The sequence below is a fragment of the Shewanella fidelis ATCC BAA-318 genome (assembly GCF_000518605.1).
GTDB lineage: Bacteria > Pseudomonadota > Gammaproteobacteria > Enterobacterales > Shewanellaceae > Shewanella > Shewanella fidelis.
In genome coordinates, this window is the sequence record NZ_KI912460.1 from 121,702 (window position 1) to 136,433 (window position 14,732).

The 14,732-nt window shown below is 40.6% G+C and carries 14 protein-coding genes; 4 read left to right on the forward strand and 10 right to left on the reverse strand.

The features are described from left to right. Positions 1-123: 123 nt before the first annotated feature. From crr to L884_RS0118405, 5 genes are all read right to left on the reverse strand, one after another. Positions 124-633: a PTS glucose transporter subunit IIA gene (gene crr, locus L884_RS0118385; protein ID WP_028768861.1), complete on the reverse strand. Its 510-nt coding sequence runs from the start codon at positions 631-633 to the stop codon at positions 124-126. Between the two features lie 56 nt (positions 634-689). Then, entirely contained in the window at positions 690-2,393 is a 1,704-nt protein-coding gene (gene ptsP / locus L884_RS0118390; protein ID WP_028768862.1) for a phosphoenolpyruvate--protein phosphotransferase, read from the reverse strand. A 12-nt stretch (positions 2,394-2,405) separates the two neighbouring features. Further along, entirely contained in the window at positions 2,406-2,663 is a 258-nt protein-coding gene (locus tag L884_RS0118395) for an HPr family phosphocarrier protein (protein WP_028768863.1), read from the reverse strand. Positions 2,664-2,742: 79 nt separating this feature from the next. Next, a complete protein-coding gene (locus L884_RS0118400) occupies positions 2,743-3,135 on the reverse strand; it encodes an ACT domain-containing protein (protein ID WP_028768864.1) in 393 nt (130 codons plus the stop codon). Positions 3,136-3,249: 114 nt separating this feature from the next. Continuing rightward, the gene (locus L884_RS0118405; protein ID WP_028768865.1) at positions 3,250-4,890 is read right to left on the reverse strand and encodes a methyl-accepting chemotaxis protein; all 1,641 of its coding nucleotides are present in this window, start codon (positions 4,888-4,890) and stop codon (positions 3,250-3,252) included. 321 nt (positions 4,891-5,211) lie between these two features. On the opposite strand from L884_RS0118405, the gene L884_RS0118410 reads away from it, so the two are divergent. Further along, on the forward strand, positions 5,212-5,907 hold the full coding sequence (locus tag L884_RS0118410) for a DUF3334 family protein (protein ID WP_028768866.1): 696 nt from the start codon (positions 5,212-5,214) through the stop codon (positions 5,905-5,907). Between the two features lie 57 nt (positions 5,908-5,964). Here the strand turns inward: L884_RS0118410 and L884_RS0118415 are convergent, their stop codons facing one another. Next, positions 5,965-6,600: a 3'-5' exonuclease gene (locus tag L884_RS0118415; protein WP_028768867.1), complete on the reverse strand. Its 636-nt coding sequence runs from the start codon at positions 6,598-6,600 to the stop codon at positions 5,965-5,967. A gap of 207 nt (positions 6,601-6,807) precedes the next feature. Between L884_RS0118415 and L884_RS0118420 the strand changes: the two genes are divergently transcribed. Continuing rightward, positions 6,808-7,953 (forward strand): ribosomal protein uL16 3-hydroxylase, encoded by a 1,146-nt coding sequence (locus L884_RS0118420; RefSeq protein ID WP_028768868.1) that lies wholly within the window; start codon positions 6,808-6,810, stop codon positions 7,951-7,953. 69 nt (positions 7,954-8,022) lie between these two features. On the opposite strand, the gene L884_RS0118425 is transcribed toward L884_RS0118420, so the two are convergent. Further along, positions 8,023-9,552 (reverse strand): DUF3612 domain-containing protein, encoded by a 1,530-nt coding sequence (locus L884_RS0118425; RefSeq protein ID WP_028768869.1) that lies wholly within the window; start codon positions 9,550-9,552, stop codon positions 8,023-8,025. Positions 9,553-9,726: 174 nt separating this feature from the next. Here L884_RS0118425 and L884_RS0118430 point away from each other — a divergent pair, with 174 nt between their 5' ends. Together L884_RS0118430 and L884_RS0118435 are read left to right on the forward strand one after the other, a co-directional pair. Beyond that, positions 9,727-10,236 (forward strand): aldolase/citrate lyase/malate synthase family protein, encoded by a 510-nt coding sequence (locus L884_RS0118430; RefSeq protein WP_028768870.1) that lies wholly within the window; start codon positions 9,727-9,729, stop codon positions 10,234-10,236. 366 nt (positions 10,237-10,602) lie between these two features. Next, positions 10,603-11,820 (forward strand): RsmB/NOP family class I SAM-dependent RNA methyltransferase, encoded by a 1,218-nt coding sequence (locus tag L884_RS0118435; protein ID WP_028768871.1) that lies wholly within the window; start codon positions 10,603-10,605, stop codon positions 11,818-11,820. 79 nt (positions 11,821-11,899) lie between these two features. Here L884_RS0118435 and L884_RS0118440 read toward each other — a convergent pair whose 3' ends face one another. The 3 genes from L884_RS0118440 to L884_RS23110 form a co-directional block, all read right to left on the reverse strand. Then, positions 11,900-12,319, reverse strand: coding sequence for a secondary thiamine-phosphate synthase enzyme YjbQ (locus tag L884_RS0118440; protein WP_028768872.1), 420 nt, complete (start codon positions 12,317-12,319; stop codon positions 11,900-11,902). A 178-nt stretch (positions 12,320-12,497) separates the two neighbouring features. Then, positions 12,498-14,537 (reverse strand): sulfatase-like hydrolase/transferase, encoded by a 2,040-nt coding sequence (locus L884_RS22385; protein WP_051435693.1) that lies wholly within the window; start codon positions 14,535-14,537, stop codon positions 12,498-12,500. Positions 14,538-14,540: 3 nt separating this feature from the next. Further along, positions 14,541-14,687 carry a hypothetical protein gene (locus L884_RS23110; RefSeq protein ID WP_156925720.1) on the reverse strand — a complete coding sequence of 49 codons (147 nt, stop codon included), beginning with the start codon at positions 14,685-14,687 and terminating at the stop codon, positions 14,541-14,543. Positions 14,688-14,732 lie beyond the last annotated feature (45 nt).

Here is a 14,732-nt window from a genome sequence, read left to right on the forward strand (position 1 = left end):
GTTGAACGTTATTCACGAGTTTTTGATGAGCAGGGTTTCAAATGTTGAAATTTGTTTGCAGTGATGAAAAAGAGCCTGTTGATAAATAGGCTCTTTTGTAGACTTTAAACAAGATATAGAGGCTTATAGCTTTACAGCAAAGATGACATCTTTACCTGCTTCAAGTTGACCTTGATTCTTGTCGATTGCCTGAATGTCTTCCATATTGGCAATGAGTACCGGCGTTAACAAACTGTCTGTGTGCTGTTTTAGGTAATCTAAATCGAACTCTAAAATCGGATCGCCCATGTTTACTTCTTGGCCTTCCTCTGCGAGTCGTTTAAATCCATTGCCTCTAAGTTCTACCGTTCCTATACCAAAATGCACAAAAATCTCTAACCCTTGGGGAGATTCAATACTAAACGCATGGTTAGTTTCGAAGATTTTACCTATGCGGCCATCAATTGGTGCTTTGATCAGTTTGCCTTTTGGCTCAATAGCTAACCCATCGCCAACAATTTTCTCTGAAAAAACCGGATCAGGCACCTTTTCAATTGCAACGACTTTGCCTGATACTGGCGCATAGACATTTACGACTCCCGAGATTTCGGTTTGTCCTGAGATCAGGCGTCTTATACGGCTCAAAAATCCCATTCATTGCCCCTTTGGCGTTTTATTGTTCTGAAAGAATTAAACGATTAAAATTCGGCTCAATTTATGCCGTTAATATAATGCGTTAACTCATCTATTCTTGTTAATTTTAAAGCGTGTTGCGCTTGGGATAAACAAGTTTGATAATTAATATTTCGTAATGCTGACTTTACTTCTAATAAAGCGCTTAAATTAACACTTAACTCATCAATTCCCATTCCTACGAGCAAAGGCGCAATCTTAGGATCGCTGGCCAACTCGCCACATAGAGATACGCGTACCTTGTTTTGATGCGCAATATCTATGGTGTGTTGGACTAAAGTTAATACAGCTGGACTTAGCGATGGATACTGTTTGGTTAGGGCTGGGTTAGTTCTATCTGCAGCCATAGTATATTGGGTTAAATCATTGGTTCCAATACTGATAAAGTCAAGTGATGGTAACATCGACTGTAAATTAAGTACTGCAGATGGGGTTTCAACGACAATACCATAGCTGAGTTCGCCAAAGCCTTTCTCTTGTTCAGTTAACTGCGCTTTACATTGTTCGATATGCTCAAATAGTGCATCCAACTCTTCTACTTGGTTAATCATTGGGAACATTAATCTAATTGGCCCATGATTCGCCGCCCTGAGTATGGCTTTAATTTGCGTTTTGAACAGTTCTGGATGCGCGAGACTATAGCGGATCCCCCGTAATCCAAGGGCTGGATTATCTTCTTGCATACTTGCTAAGCAGGGGAGTTCCTTATCTGCGCCTACGTCCAAGGTACGTATTGTAAACGTTTTGCCAGCCATTAAATGTAGCGCGTCGCAATAGAAATGATATTGTGCTTTTTCATCTGGGAGAGTGTTGGTATTCATCAACATAAACTCTGTTCGAAAAAGCCCAATCCCCTCGGCGCCAACGTCGGCCAAATGGCTAATATCATTTAAGCTGCCCACATTAGCTAACAGGCCAATCGCTTTGCCGTCTCGTGTTTGCGTAGGCAGATCTTTTAACATTAACAACTGTTGTTTACGTGCTTCATCTTGCTGTTTTAGGCTGGATAAAGCGGCAATTTTTGCTTGATTGGGTGCAATAACCAGTTCGCCGTCAACACCATTGAGCACAACCTCTGTACCATTGGCTATATTGGCTGGTTCGTATTGACAACTCAGCAGGGCGGGGATCCCGGCATTTCGCGCTAAAATCGCAGTGTGGCTAGTGACGCCGCCGGTATTTAGTACTATGCCAGCAATATGTTCTAGCGGCAGCATGGCAAATTCAGCGGGCGTTAAATCTGCAGCTAAAATAATAGTGTCTTGTTGCAGCTGACTTAAATTAATGTGCTGGGCACCGTTTAAGCGAGCGATAAGCCTGCGGCTTAAACAGAGTACATCTTCAGCTCGATTAGCAAGATATGGATCGTCTAAAGCTGCAAGCTCATCGGCCTGATGGCCAAATATCCGCTCAATAGCAACGGCAGCACTCACCTGAAGCTTACTAATAGTGGCATCAATCTCTAATATTAAATCTTCATCTTCAAGAAGTAATAGGTCAGCTTCAATAAGGGAGGCGTGGGTTGAATCAGTTTCAAGCTTACTTAAACTTTGTTCTAAATACTGTTTTTGGTTGGCGAATGCTTGTTTTAGGCGTTTGGATTCGTCGGAAAGTTGGTTAGTTGGTATGAGTCGATAATCAACTTTTTCGTGATAAAAATTTAAATGCAACACCTTACCAAAAGCAATACCCGGTGAAACGACAATTCCAGTAACCGACATAATGTACCCTTTTTAGCTTAGTGTAATAATTAACTCTGAAACTTCTTGAACCGCTTGCTGCGCTTGCTCGCCTTTAGCAATCACTTTAACCGATACGCCTTTATAAAGGCCTAAGGTTTGTAATTTAAATAAGCTTTTGGCACTCACTTCTTTGCCATTACATTGAACCCAAATTTCACAGGGAAATGATCGCGCTTTTTTTACAACAAGCGCAGCCGGGCGAGTGTGGATACCATGTTCTGCTGTAATGGTGACTACTTTTTCATACATATTGTTTGGCTCATAGGGTTTGCGTTAATGCTATACCTCAGCGCAATATGCGCCAGTACATAGCATTAATTTATTGAGATTAGTTCGGATAATCAATAATGTGGTAATTTTTCTTTTTTAGTGCTTTTATGGTGGCAATTAAGGTGTTTGATTTAACAAGAATATAGTCAGTGTCAAAGGTGGAGATAGCGAAGATACTGATGTCTTCATCAGCTAATGTGCCGGAGACATTAGCGAGAATACCTGTCATAGAAAATCCGAGTGGCCCTAACACTTCTAAGCAACGCCAATCATCTTCCTGTTCAAGGCTGTTGAGCTTAAGCGTAGAGGGGACAACTACTGATACTTCTTCTTTAGTTTTGCCAATAAAGTACATAGGTTGCTGAAATACTTCTGCTGGAATTGGCGTATCAGCTGAGAAACTATGAATAGTGTAAAGTGCAGGGTGGATTGCTAACGTCATTCTAGCCATAGGTATTACTCACTCTTTCACGATCCCTTGAGTGATTCAGCTTACCATATTTTAAACAAAGCGCGAGGTGTAAAACACCTCGCGCTTTGATAGAAAAACGTTTAGTTTCGTTGTTTAATCCACTTTAAATTGTCCAAGTGTTTGAGCACTATCTTGACTAATTTTTTGTAGTGAAACGGCGGCGTTATGATTACTTTCATTTGCTTTTACTGATACTTCAGTTAACTCAGTAATTTTACACACATTACGATTTATCTCTTCGGTCACGATAGATTGCTCCTCTGTCGCACTCGCTAGCTGTGTGTTCATATCGCTGATATGGGCAATCAATTGTAAAATATCGCTTAAAGAGTCACTTACTTCAGTTGCTTGCGTTTGCACCTGTTGTGATTGAGTTTGATTTTGTTCGTTACTGGTTACAACTTGATTAACACCAGATTGAATATCTTTAATGATATTTTGGATCTCGTTGGTTGAGTCTTGAGTGCGATTGGCAAGGGCGCGAACTTCATCGGCCACAACCGCAAAACCACGACCGTGACTGCCTGCTCGAGCCGCTTCGATAGCAGCGTTAAGCGCAAGCAAATTAGTTTGTTCGGCGATACCGCGAATAACATCTAAGATACTACCGATCTGGGATGATGACTTGCCCAAGGCGTGGGTTACTTGCTGAGCATTTTTAAGTTCTGTGGCTAAAAGCTCAGTGTTATCTAGCGTGGCACTCATCATCTGCATGCTTTGTTCGGCTTGGCTTTTTACACTGTTAGCGGCGTCAGCGGCTTGGTTAGTGTTATTTGCCATTTCTTGTGTGGTCGATAACATTTGGTTGATTGCGGTTGCAACGCTTGCGGTTTCGCGATGAAGGTGTTCAACACTTACATTTGATTCCTCAGCTGCATTTAGTAGTCGCTGAGCATCATTATCTAAGTTGTGTCCGATAGGCTTTAACTCGGCAACCATGTCGCGAATTTTTACCACAAACAAGTTAAATGCTTTAGCGAGATCAGCGACTTCATCTTTGCCTTTGGTTGGCAATTTCTGGGTCAAATCACCTTCACCTTGAGCAATATCACGCATTGCTGCAATCGCTTCTTTTAGTGGGGCAGTGATAGAAACATTAAGCACTAAAAAGAACAGAAAAATGGGAATTGAGATCATCAGCATAATGATTAAATAATCGATAGCCATTGAATACATGACCTCATTGATGTCTTTAGTGTAACTGCCGGTTATGACTGTCCAGTCCCATGGCTGATAATAACGAGCCTCTACTAGCTTGGGCTCTAATAGACCAGTGCTTGGGTTGGGGAAGTTAATCTCGGCTGTTGCGACTTGGCTGCTCTTGGCGTCATTCACCAATGTATTGAGGTTTATTGGCTGTTGCGACTGAAATACTTGCTGCGCGTTTTGATTAATGACTTGTGAGTCTGCGCCATGGGCGACAATATTTTGCTGGTTATCTAAAATAATAAAGTAACCATCATTGCCAAAATTAATTGAATTGAATAGATGCTTAGCTGCATCTTGTGCTTGGGTTAATGAGGCTTGGTTGTTTGAAACTAGCTGTTTTTGTGAGTCCAGTAAACTGATGGCGGTGTTGATTTGCGCGTCGTTTTGCAGCCACTTTTGGCTAACTAAATTGGAGTATTGTTCGTTTATCGAAAAGCTTGCAAAACAGACTGTACCAATTGCGGCAAGCATTAACATTAAAATTAACCGCTGTAGAATCGTAAATTGTCTTAGTAAAGCAATCATATTGTTGTCATTTTGTTTACGAATACATAGTGTTAACTTACCACTGTTTAGCATGACAATTAAATAACTCGCCAAATGTTTATTTTTAATATGTTAACTGCATCCAGAAAACGTAAAAATGCAAGCAAACAAAGGCTTAGTCTAATGTACTGTGGAGCTTGCGCTTTCGTATGCTTTTATAAATATTTAGATATAAAAAACCTGATTGGTCAGCACAAAATATCGAAATGTGACTTTAAATAAGAATGATGAAGGCTTTTACTATGTTTTGTTAACTTCCTGAGGCAATATATTGCTGATTATCAATAAAAGGTTGTTTTTATGCAAAGCACAGTTTCTGTTACGACTGACGATATCTTATTAAAACTATGCCATTCTGTCGCTCATGTTTTATCTAGTACCACACATAGCCAGATCTCTCACGCAGGCATGGTGCAATCGATTAGCAAAACTTGTTTGAAACCTGATTTAGGTTGTTTTTCTATTTTTGATGGCGGTTTTTCTGGTTTGGTAGTGATAAATTTCTCAGCGCCTGCTGCAATGGAAATTTACCGCGAGTACATGCTCAATATGGCAATGCCTGAATCGGAACTGGCGATGTCATATACATCTGACGATGTTGGCAATGTGATGGGCGAGCTGATGAATCAGATCTTAGGTGATTTTATCAATAAAATTAGCAAAGAATTACAAACTAGTATCAGTCAAAGTCAACCTAAGATGTTGACTATCAATAAAGAGTTAACTATTTCGATTGATACCAATTTAGATGATGGTATTGCACGTCGAGTGTCTTTTAAAACCCAGAACAACCACGTGTTTTATTTAGAGTTTGCTATGGATAAAACCGAGTTTATTAAGTTGAGCGAATTTGAAGCAGATGACGAGTTTGATTTAGATGAGTTGCTTGCAGAGCATGGACAAATTTTGGCTTCTGCAGGTAAAGAATCAAAAAAGGAAAAGCCTGCTGTTACAGAGTCAAGTGCTGATGATTTATTGGATGAACTCGGTTTATAAAATTAAAACCGCAGTTTTGCTTCTAAAACTGCGGTTATGCATCACTTAAAACACAGGCTAGCTTTGTTTACGCAAAAACTGCAACACGTTGGCCTTGCTTTGTTTAGCAATTGATTGCAACAGACTAAAGTCAGGTGCAATTATCTGGTGTTCTTGCTGTAGATCTTCAAGCATCGCTAACCAAAGGTCAGCAGTCATCTCACTATCGGCTAAAGCACGGTGAAATACCCCCTCATGGTGGATATTTTTATAGTGAATTAAACTGCCCAGTTTATGGTTAGGAGCATCTTGATACAGCCTGCGTGCGATTAACATTGAACAGGCAAAATTGCCAGGATATTGGCGATTAATCTGCCGGAACTCTGCATCCAAAAAGCGCTGGTCAAAAGAAGCGTTATGGGCGACTAAATTGTAATCGCCAATAAAGTCTGCAAATTCTGCCATAACGGTTTCACAGGATGGCGCATCACTTAACATCATATTGCTAATACCTGTGTAGTTTTCAATAAAGCCACTAATTCGAAAACCTGGGTTCATCAGCTGTTGAAACCTGTCGATGACCTTGCCGTCTTTTAACATGACGGCACCGATCTCAATGGCGCGATCGCCTTGGTTTGGTGATAGGCCAGTGGTTTCGAAATCGAGAACGACTACGGTATCAGCTGGCTTGTTGTGTTGATTGTTAAGTGTCAATTTTTTGCTTCAGTGATAAATTTTAACGGCTATTGTATTGATGATTTAAAGGCAGTCAATCTTGTTTGCTTTTTGGTACGATTGATGGGGCTTGCTTGGTTGAAGTAGAGCATAGCTGCAGAGTAAAAGCATCTTTTATGATCTTGGCGGCCTTTTTTTATAAATATTTCTGCTAGTATCGCCCGCAAATTTTAGTGAGTGATTAACATGCAATTAGATATCAATGGCTTAACGCCAGAACAGTTTCTAAACGAATACTGGCAAAAGAAACCGTTAGTGATCCGTCAAGGCTTTAAGCAATTTCAAGACCTATTATCACCAGATGAGATGGCGGGGCTTGCATGTGAAGAGATGGTTGAGTCACGCCGTGTTTACCAAAAAAATGGTGAATGGCAGGCTGAATTTGGCCCTTTTGACTCCTATGAACACTTAGGTGAACAAGATTGGACGCTAATTGTTCAAGCATTGAATAACTGGGTGCCTGAAGCGGAAGAACTACTTAAATGTTTTGATTTCATTCCACGCTGGCGCTTAGATGACGTTATGGTGAGTTATGCTGTACCGGGCGGCGGAGTAGGGCCACATATTGACCTTTATGATGTTTTTATTTGCCAAGGCTCCGGTCGTCGTAGATGGCGTGTTGGTGACAAGGGCCCACATAAAGAGTTTGCCGCGCACCCAGCGTTATTGCACACCGAAGCGTTCGAGCCAATTATTGATGTTGAACTATTGCCTGGTGATATTTTATACCTGCCACCGGGATTTCCACACGATGGTGTAACACTTGAGCCATCAATGAGCTTTTCTGTGGGCTATCGAACAGCATCGACTAAAGATATGGTAAGTGCACTAGCAGATCATCTGATTGATAAAGACTTAGGTGCAAGCCAAATCAACGATCCTGATCGCCCACTTAGCCACAACCCAGGCTTAGTCAGCGAACAAGATTTAGCTCGATTAAAGCAACAGTTAATTGATACGTTAGATGATAATCTAGTGAGCGAATTTAGTGGTCGCTACTTAACTCAATCTAAATGTGAATTGGATCTTCCAGAGCAAAACCTTGGTTTTCAAGTAGATGACATTCAATCGATTATCACCGAGCAGCCGCTAATTCGACTAGGTGGACTACGTTGTTTGTATTTTGCTAACAGCGTTGATGCTGGCGTAATCTACATTAATGGTGAACAGCTAGAACTCGGCTCAGAGTACAGCGAATTTGTTAAGCTTGTCTGTGATAAACAGCAGCTAGGTAAAGACAATCTTGCAATGTGGCTTAATAATAATGCGGTTATGGCACAGTTAACTGCTTGGGTTAACGCAGGTTTCTGGTATTTCGAAGAGCGAGATTAAAATTTTATAAGCTCGGTGAGAATATTTTCTTATCGTCACCGAGCTTATATGTTTGATGCTTTTCAGCACTTAATCACATAATGCACGCCCAGCTTGATAGCAACTTGGTTGGCGGGGGCAAACTGCGCCTCGAGAGCAGATCAAACGTGCTTCATTTTCCACTCCTCGCTCAATCCAATTGATATTAAGAATTTTAGCTACGCTCATTAAACTCTTTTTGATGTTCGCAGGCATTTCTACTGTACCGTTGTTAGTTGCGCAAGACTGTTTCAATTCAGCGGCAATATTTTCGGCATCGCCGCCTTGTGCTTCAATTGCTGGGTTTAGATCGATGCCTGCGCATAGCACATGGTTGTTTCCGGCCATATCTTCAATTTTTATCGATTCACAGCAATAAATTCTTGGTTTTTCAGCGACATCGAGGATTGAAATCTGCGCAGATGTGCCAACAGTGGGTTCATTGATCATCCTAAAAACAGCCCAATGTTGACAAGGATCTTCAACCACTCGCATATTGCCCCACGGCAGTGGAATACCATTGCCCCTGTAGACGGCTTTTAATTTGCCCGGAGCATACGCATCGAAATAATGCCAATGTGGATAGGGTGATACAACAGTCATACGCCGCATGGCTACTGAGGCAGAGACCCCCAAAGCTTTGTTAACGTTAATTTCATAACCGTGACGGTCAAGTAGTTGTCTAAACGGCACTTTGGGGCAAAGTAGAGCCCCAGCAAAAAAGCTCGACTCAAAGTCACGCCAAGCATGCAAAATGTCTTGTGCGTTAAGGGTTGATGATGTTTGTGTCGCAATTTCATCATGAGATGCTGTATGGCGTCGCCCGGCGGTCAATACGCATTTTAGGCCGTCTTTGTTATGTAAAACACAGTGGCCAATATGCACAGCTAGATCGTATTTAAGTCGAGTAGGGTAGGACTTAAGCATTTTATTGAGATAGATAGTTGAGGGCGGCTCAAAAAAAGAGGTAACGACATGGGCTGTACTTACCCCCATTTCATCGACCACTTCTTGCGGCGTTCTATCGACCCACTTTAGTTTGAGCCCTAAGCTTTTTGCGATCTGTTTAAGGTCGTCAAGGGCTAGGGGTAAACGTTTATGGCCGACTTCTTCAGCGGCGCGTTCAAGATCTGGAAAATGATTTTGATGATGCTCTTGGTGAGCGCGGATCAGCAAGTGGGCAAACTCCCGACCTGTTGTACCTGTTTGCGACAGCATTTCAGGGATCGCAATTTGTAAAATATCATTAGAGAACAGAAAGCTAGGTTCTAATGCCATGCCACTAATCCCGCCACGCCGTCCTTTATCGGGCGTAATGGCATCATCTTCAGGCACATCATCTAAAAACCAATCCACCTCTTTTTGAAATACAGCAGCAATGACTGCCAGCATGGCTGCACTGGGTACTCGCTTGCCTCGTTCAATCATAGAAAGATAGGATACAGAGGGCGCTGATTCAGGATCAACCCGTACACAACGGGCAGATAAATCTTCCATTGTAAGATGATTGCGCTTACGCAAATTCCTTATCTTGGTACCGAGAAAATGTGACTTCCTGATCAAGCTCTGATTATTTTTCATCTTGTAAAATTCACAATGTAAAATTTTTATTGTGAAATTGTAATGAAAATTCCTCTAGACTACAAATCAAGCAATCAGGAAAAGCCATTAACTTTTGGTTGCTATACAGAGAAGAAACAATGAAACCGTAAATTGCGACACTTTCTAGGATTTGATAAGTAAGAGGATCGGGCCATGGATATATCAACAATCAATACGACTCAAGTAAACCAAAATAGTAATTTTACTGCTGCCGCGCTTGTTGATGTGAATGCTGTCAATGTGACAAAGCAAGACACAACGGCCCCTTGTGCAAAAGCGTTTTTAGACGCGAAGTTTCCGTTGGCAAATGGTTCACATAAAAATGCCTGTAGCTATGTTGTTTATTACCAGCAACTATTGGTATTTATGGCTGATGGTAGCCAAACTGGATTGAAATTGCCTAAGCAGTTTGTTGCACTAAACGGTCATAAAAGCGAGCCTACCGCTATCTTACTGAGAGATAATGGCGTGCATGTGGAGCTTAGTTTTGAGCGTAGTAAAGACAATCTTAATCAAGATCTGGCAAAAATTAACGATATTCGTTTAGAAGGTCATGAGTACTGGATTAGCTTAATTGATATAGAAAGAACGGTCGTGGCTTCATCGATGCAAGAGCAAGTGTTTACCGCCAAAGACGGAAGTGATTATATTCTAAAGGGCTAATCTCCAAACATTGTCGTTACACTGCACAACGCCGCATCCATTATGCGGCGTTTTAGTTGCTGCTTTGGCTTCAATATTCAAGTTTAACGGTAACATTACACTAGTAGCTAGATGTCTTGTTTTGCCAAGGTGATGAAGTAAGTGTCTATTGGCAAGCGCCGAATATAAGTTAAACAAGGCCGCATTAGTAAACTAGGTTAGCGCTTAAAATCGATTAAAGCTTGCCTAGATTAAAACCTTTTATTAACCGTTACGTTATTACTGCTTCATTTAACGATTTTTATGCGCCGATTGCTTTGCAGTTGCTTGCGTATTTAGCGCTTTGCTCCTATGATCGCAGCGTTTTCTAATTAGGGTAACTTGTTAATGTTAAAATCTTCGCTATCTCCTAGCTCTAACGAACTAGTGATCAGTATTCTTGATCTGGTTTTATCTGAAGGAAAGCCTTTAGATCGTGCTTATTCGCAACACTTTTCCGGTCTAAAACTAGAACCAAAAGAGCAAGGTCGCATTACGTTGGTAGTGGGCGATATATTACGAAGATTGAACCTCTATTGTTTCTTATCAGATGTTAAGCCTGAAGAAATGGCACGTTTGGGTACCCGTTTACTAAACGCTTGGCATCTATTTAACGATTTACCGTTACCGAAAATGCAGTATGCACTGCAAATCGACCCACAAGAATTAGCTAGCCGCATTGAAGCTGCGAAAGCGCAACCTGTACTTTGGGATGGTTGCCCAGATTGGCTAAATGAAATGGGCCAAGCACAAATGGGCGACAAGTGGCCTGCAGAACGTGCAGCACTAAATAAGCCGGCAAAACGCTTTTTACGTACCAATATTTTAAAGTGTAGCCGTGAAGAGTTAGCAACTGCACTGCGTAAAGAAGGTGTGGAAACGGTTATTGTCCCTGGTGTTGATACCGCACTTGAAGTCGTGTCTGACTCAGCTCTGTTTAGAACAGAAACCTTTAAAAAAGGTTGGTTTGAGCAACAGGATGCTGGTTCACAGTTAGTGGCTTTAGCATTAGATGCTAAGCCGGGTATGCGCGTTGTTGATGCATGCGCAGGTGCAGGTGGTAAAACCTTATCCATTTCTGCACAGATGCAAGGTAAAGGTCGTTTACTTGCGATGGATGTTGAGCAATGGAAACTCGATAATCTAAAGCAACGTGCTCGCCGTGCAGGCGCACATAACGTTGAAACACGTATTATTGCCAGTAGCAAAACCATTAAGCGCTTAAAGCTAACTTGTGATCGTGTGCTTTTAGACGTGCCGTGTTCTGGTTTAGGTGTACTTAAGCGTAATCCTGATGCTAAATGGCGTGATACCCCAGAACGATTACCTGTACTGGTTGAGTTGCAAAAACAAATTCTGCAAAGCTACAGTCGCATGGTTAAAGTGGGCGGTATGCTAGTTTATGCGACCTGTTCAATTATGCCGGAAGAAAACCGCGATCAAGTTGACGCATTTTTAGCTGAAAACAAACATTTTAGATTTATTGAAGATGAAACCATTAGCCCGGCAGAAACCGGATTTGACGGTTTTTATCTTGCTAAGCTTGAACGTATTGCAGAAGCATAATGCAGCGTATTTCAATCCAATAAAAAGAGCGCTTACGTGCTCTTTTTTATTGTTTTTCAAATTCTTATGTTAATTGGTCTTACTCGCCATTAATGGTCACTATAACGTTGCGTTTTCCGCCATAATCTCGGTGTTCACCTAAATATATCCCTTGCCAAGTACCTAAATTAAAGCGCCCATTAGTGATAGGTATGGCTAAGCTAACTCCTAACAAGCTTGATTTAAGGTGCGCGGGCATATCGTCGTCACCCTCATAGGTGTGGGTGTAATAGGGCGCTCGTTCTGGTGCTAGTCGGTTTATATAGGCTTCAAAGTCAGCTCGTACACTGGGATCAGCATTTTCATTAAGTGTAAGTGACGCAGAAGTATGCTGTAAAAGCAGGTGAGCCATGCCTATTTTAATACGGCTTAGGCTTGGTAGCGCTCGCTCAATTTCATCAGTGACTAAATGAAAACCACGTGTTTTAGCTGTTAGGGAAATCTTTTTTTGAAACCACATAGATAGAATAGAATTAAATTGATTTATTTAATCATATCAGTGTCTGCAAGCAATTACAGGCTTTGTTTATTTGGCAGTAATTGCAATTCTATAACTGATTAGACTAACTTGGCTAATCTTAGATTATAAATAGCTTGATTAGCGGCAATCGCTCGAGTAATCAATTGCTACCGTTAAACTATTTATCGACTATATTTTCAAAATGAACAAAAGAGTCTGGACAACTTTTGTTTTTATCAAAACCTAGGTCTTTATCGTACTGTTGGCAGAGTGCAGCAAGTAACGGCTGCCAATTGAATGTACCTTGGTAATCATTGGCAACAAAAATTTCGTTAGTTTGTCTATTATAGAGAAATAACTGTGAGTCTTTCGGGATCATGGTTAGTTGCCAGTTTTTATAGTATACAGCGCGTTGTTTTTTACCAATTAACTCGTTGTAACTGGATAGCTTCATGTAGGCTCGACCATCAGCTCTTAACTCGTAATGAGATGCAGTCTCAGACATTAGCTCTTCTTTATCAATAAAACTCTTATTGATAGATCTCACAGGTAAAGATGATTCGATGAAAACAAATCGCTCTTCGTCGACGTCATCGAGGCTTGTAGGGAGCGGAACTCCATCTAAATCCCCTAAAGAAGATTTTGCTATATTTAGTTCTTGCGCAATGCTAGGCGCTATATCGATTAAAGAATAATTTCCAGGGTAGTGATTTGGTTTACTTATCACGGCATTATCACGATACACTGCTTTGGCAAGTAAAACATGAGACTGCTGTTGATCGAAAATGTTTGTTCCGTGGCCCCATGATTTTGTAGGCGGAATTTTTTGCGCTGGTGCTTGTATGGGGGCATGATGTTGCTGATTGAAACTTTCCCCATGATCGGAAATAAAATAAACAATGGCATTTTCTAGCGCGCCTTGTTGCTTTAGCTTATGAAATAAGTCTTCAATTTGTAGATCTAAGAGCTTTAACATTTCCTTATACATATAATGGTTGTAATTGCCGTTCCAATTGCTTTGTGGGTCGCTTATAAAACTTTTTGACGTGTACGGCCAGTGTAAAAGACAGTAATGTACCGCAAGGAAATTCGGTTTACTGCCAGATAGGGGTTGGGTTACAGAACGATTGAAGTCAACTGGTGAATAGCCTTTTCCATAAGCTCTATTAATGTATAGATAGGGAAAAAAGTAACTGGAAAGAGGATGGTTTAATAACACGTTAATAAATGGTAAATCACCAATCCCCGAAATAATGGCATCTGCTGCACCAATTTGAGGACCTACAGCATTGTCTAAGCCATAACTTTCATCAATTTGGTTAAAACGGCGTTCATCGATAGCAAATGTAGTATTGTAACCAGCAGATTTTAATTGCTTAATTAAAGGCAAATTTTTATTGATTGCCTCGGTTGGAGCAAGATTGAATCTTGCTCCATTATTGATAGGGTATTGGCCTGTCAATATACTCATCCAAGCAACATAGGTCCGTCCTTGTGGGGTATAGCTATTTTTATATAATTGTGTTTTGGCCAATTTTCTGCTTAAAAATGGTGTAAAGTCGCTTTTACCTGTAAATGCCTGCAGATGATCAGGTCTGAGTCCATCAATACCGACAATAATAATATTAGGTTTCGATGTTTGAAAATGATTACTGGGTAAATTAATGTATGGGAAAGTTATTATTGCAGCAGTGATTGTTGATGATATAACAAGTGTTTTATTTGAGAATAGAATTAGTGCTCCCCTAAAAAACAAAAATATTAAAAAGAATCCTAAACCGATTAAAACGGTTGGTGTTACCAGAAATGTTCCTCTGAAGTACGAAACTAAAGAGGTAGGGTAAAAATAAGAGTTTAAAGCTATGATAAAAGTTAAATGTAATAGTAATATGCATAGCCAATATAAATCATGTTGATTGGTTGAATTGAGTTGTATGAATGGCTTGCAAACGGAAATGGTGATTATAAATGACCATATTAATTTTATTGCTATAAATACAGCAATGAAAAATATAATGTCATATAAGAAGCCATTGCTAGCAAAAATATCAAATTCGACCTTGCTCATTGTTCTTGCTAATGAAAATATTGAATATGGTTGAATTGCAGATTTGAAATTAAACATGACTACCGCTGCAAGTATCAAGGCAGCAAAGCTTTTAATGAAGACTCTGAGTAAAACCTTTGTCGATACCAGATTGTAATCAGTTTTCTGCATTTTCTAGTTCTCTTTTTTCTGGCCTTTTCTTGGTGTTATTGGATAAGCATCGTGGGTTTGACTTAAGTCGATGGTTTTAGATGACGGCCAATTACCTAAGATTAAATACCTTTCTGCTAACGTAGAGCCTGAAGGATTCTCGGACTTCATATTTTTCGCCTTAGTGTACGAATGCCACATAAAATACCCATGGCC

Coding starts and splice junctions, on each gene's coding strand:
- crr (WP_028768861.1), bottom strand. CDS start 633: ATGGGATTTTTGAGCCGTATAAGACGCCTGATCTCAGGACAAACCGAA.
- ptsP (WP_028768862.1), bottom strand. CDS start 2,393: ATGTCGGTTACTGGAATTGTCGTTTCACCGGGTATTGCTTTTGGTAAG.
- L884_RS0118395 (WP_028768863.1), bottom strand. CDS start 2,663: ATGTATGAAAAAGTAGTCACCATTACAGCAGAACATGGTATCCACACT.
- L884_RS0118400 (WP_028768864.1), bottom strand. CDS start 3,135: ATGGCTAGAATGACGTTAGCAATCCACCCTGCACTTTACACTATTCAT.
- L884_RS0118405 (WP_028768865.1), bottom strand. CDS start 4,890: ATGATTGCTTTACTAAGACAATTTACGATTCTACAGCGGTTAATTTTA.
- L884_RS0118410 (WP_028768866.1), top strand. CDS start 5,212: ATGCAAAGCACAGTTTCTGTTACGACTGACGATATCTTATTAAAACTA.
- L884_RS0118420 (WP_028768868.1), top strand. CDS start 6,808: ATGCAATTAGATATCAATGGCTTAACGCCAGAACAGTTTCTAAACGAA.
- L884_RS0118425 (WP_028768869.1), bottom strand. CDS start 9,552: ATGAAAAATAATCAGAGCTTGATCAGGAAGTCACATTTTCTCGGTACC.
- L884_RS0118430 (WP_028768870.1), top strand. CDS start 9,727: ATGGATATATCAACAATCAATACGACTCAAGTAAACCAAAATAGTAAT.
- L884_RS0118435 (WP_028768871.1), top strand. CDS start 10,603: ATGTTAAAATCTTCGCTATCTCCTAGCTCTAACGAACTAGTGATCAGT.
- L884_RS0118440 (WP_028768872.1), bottom strand. CDS start 12,319: ATGTGGTTTCAAAAAAAGATTTCCCTAACAGCTAAAACACGTGGTTTT.
- L884_RS22385 (WP_051435693.1), bottom strand. CDS start 14,537: ATGCAGAAAACTGATTACAATCTGGTATCGACAAAGGTTTTACTCAGA.
- L884_RS23110 (WP_156925720.1), bottom strand. CDS start 14,687: ATGAAGTCCGAGAATCCTTCAGGCTCTACGTTAGCAGAAAGGTATTTA.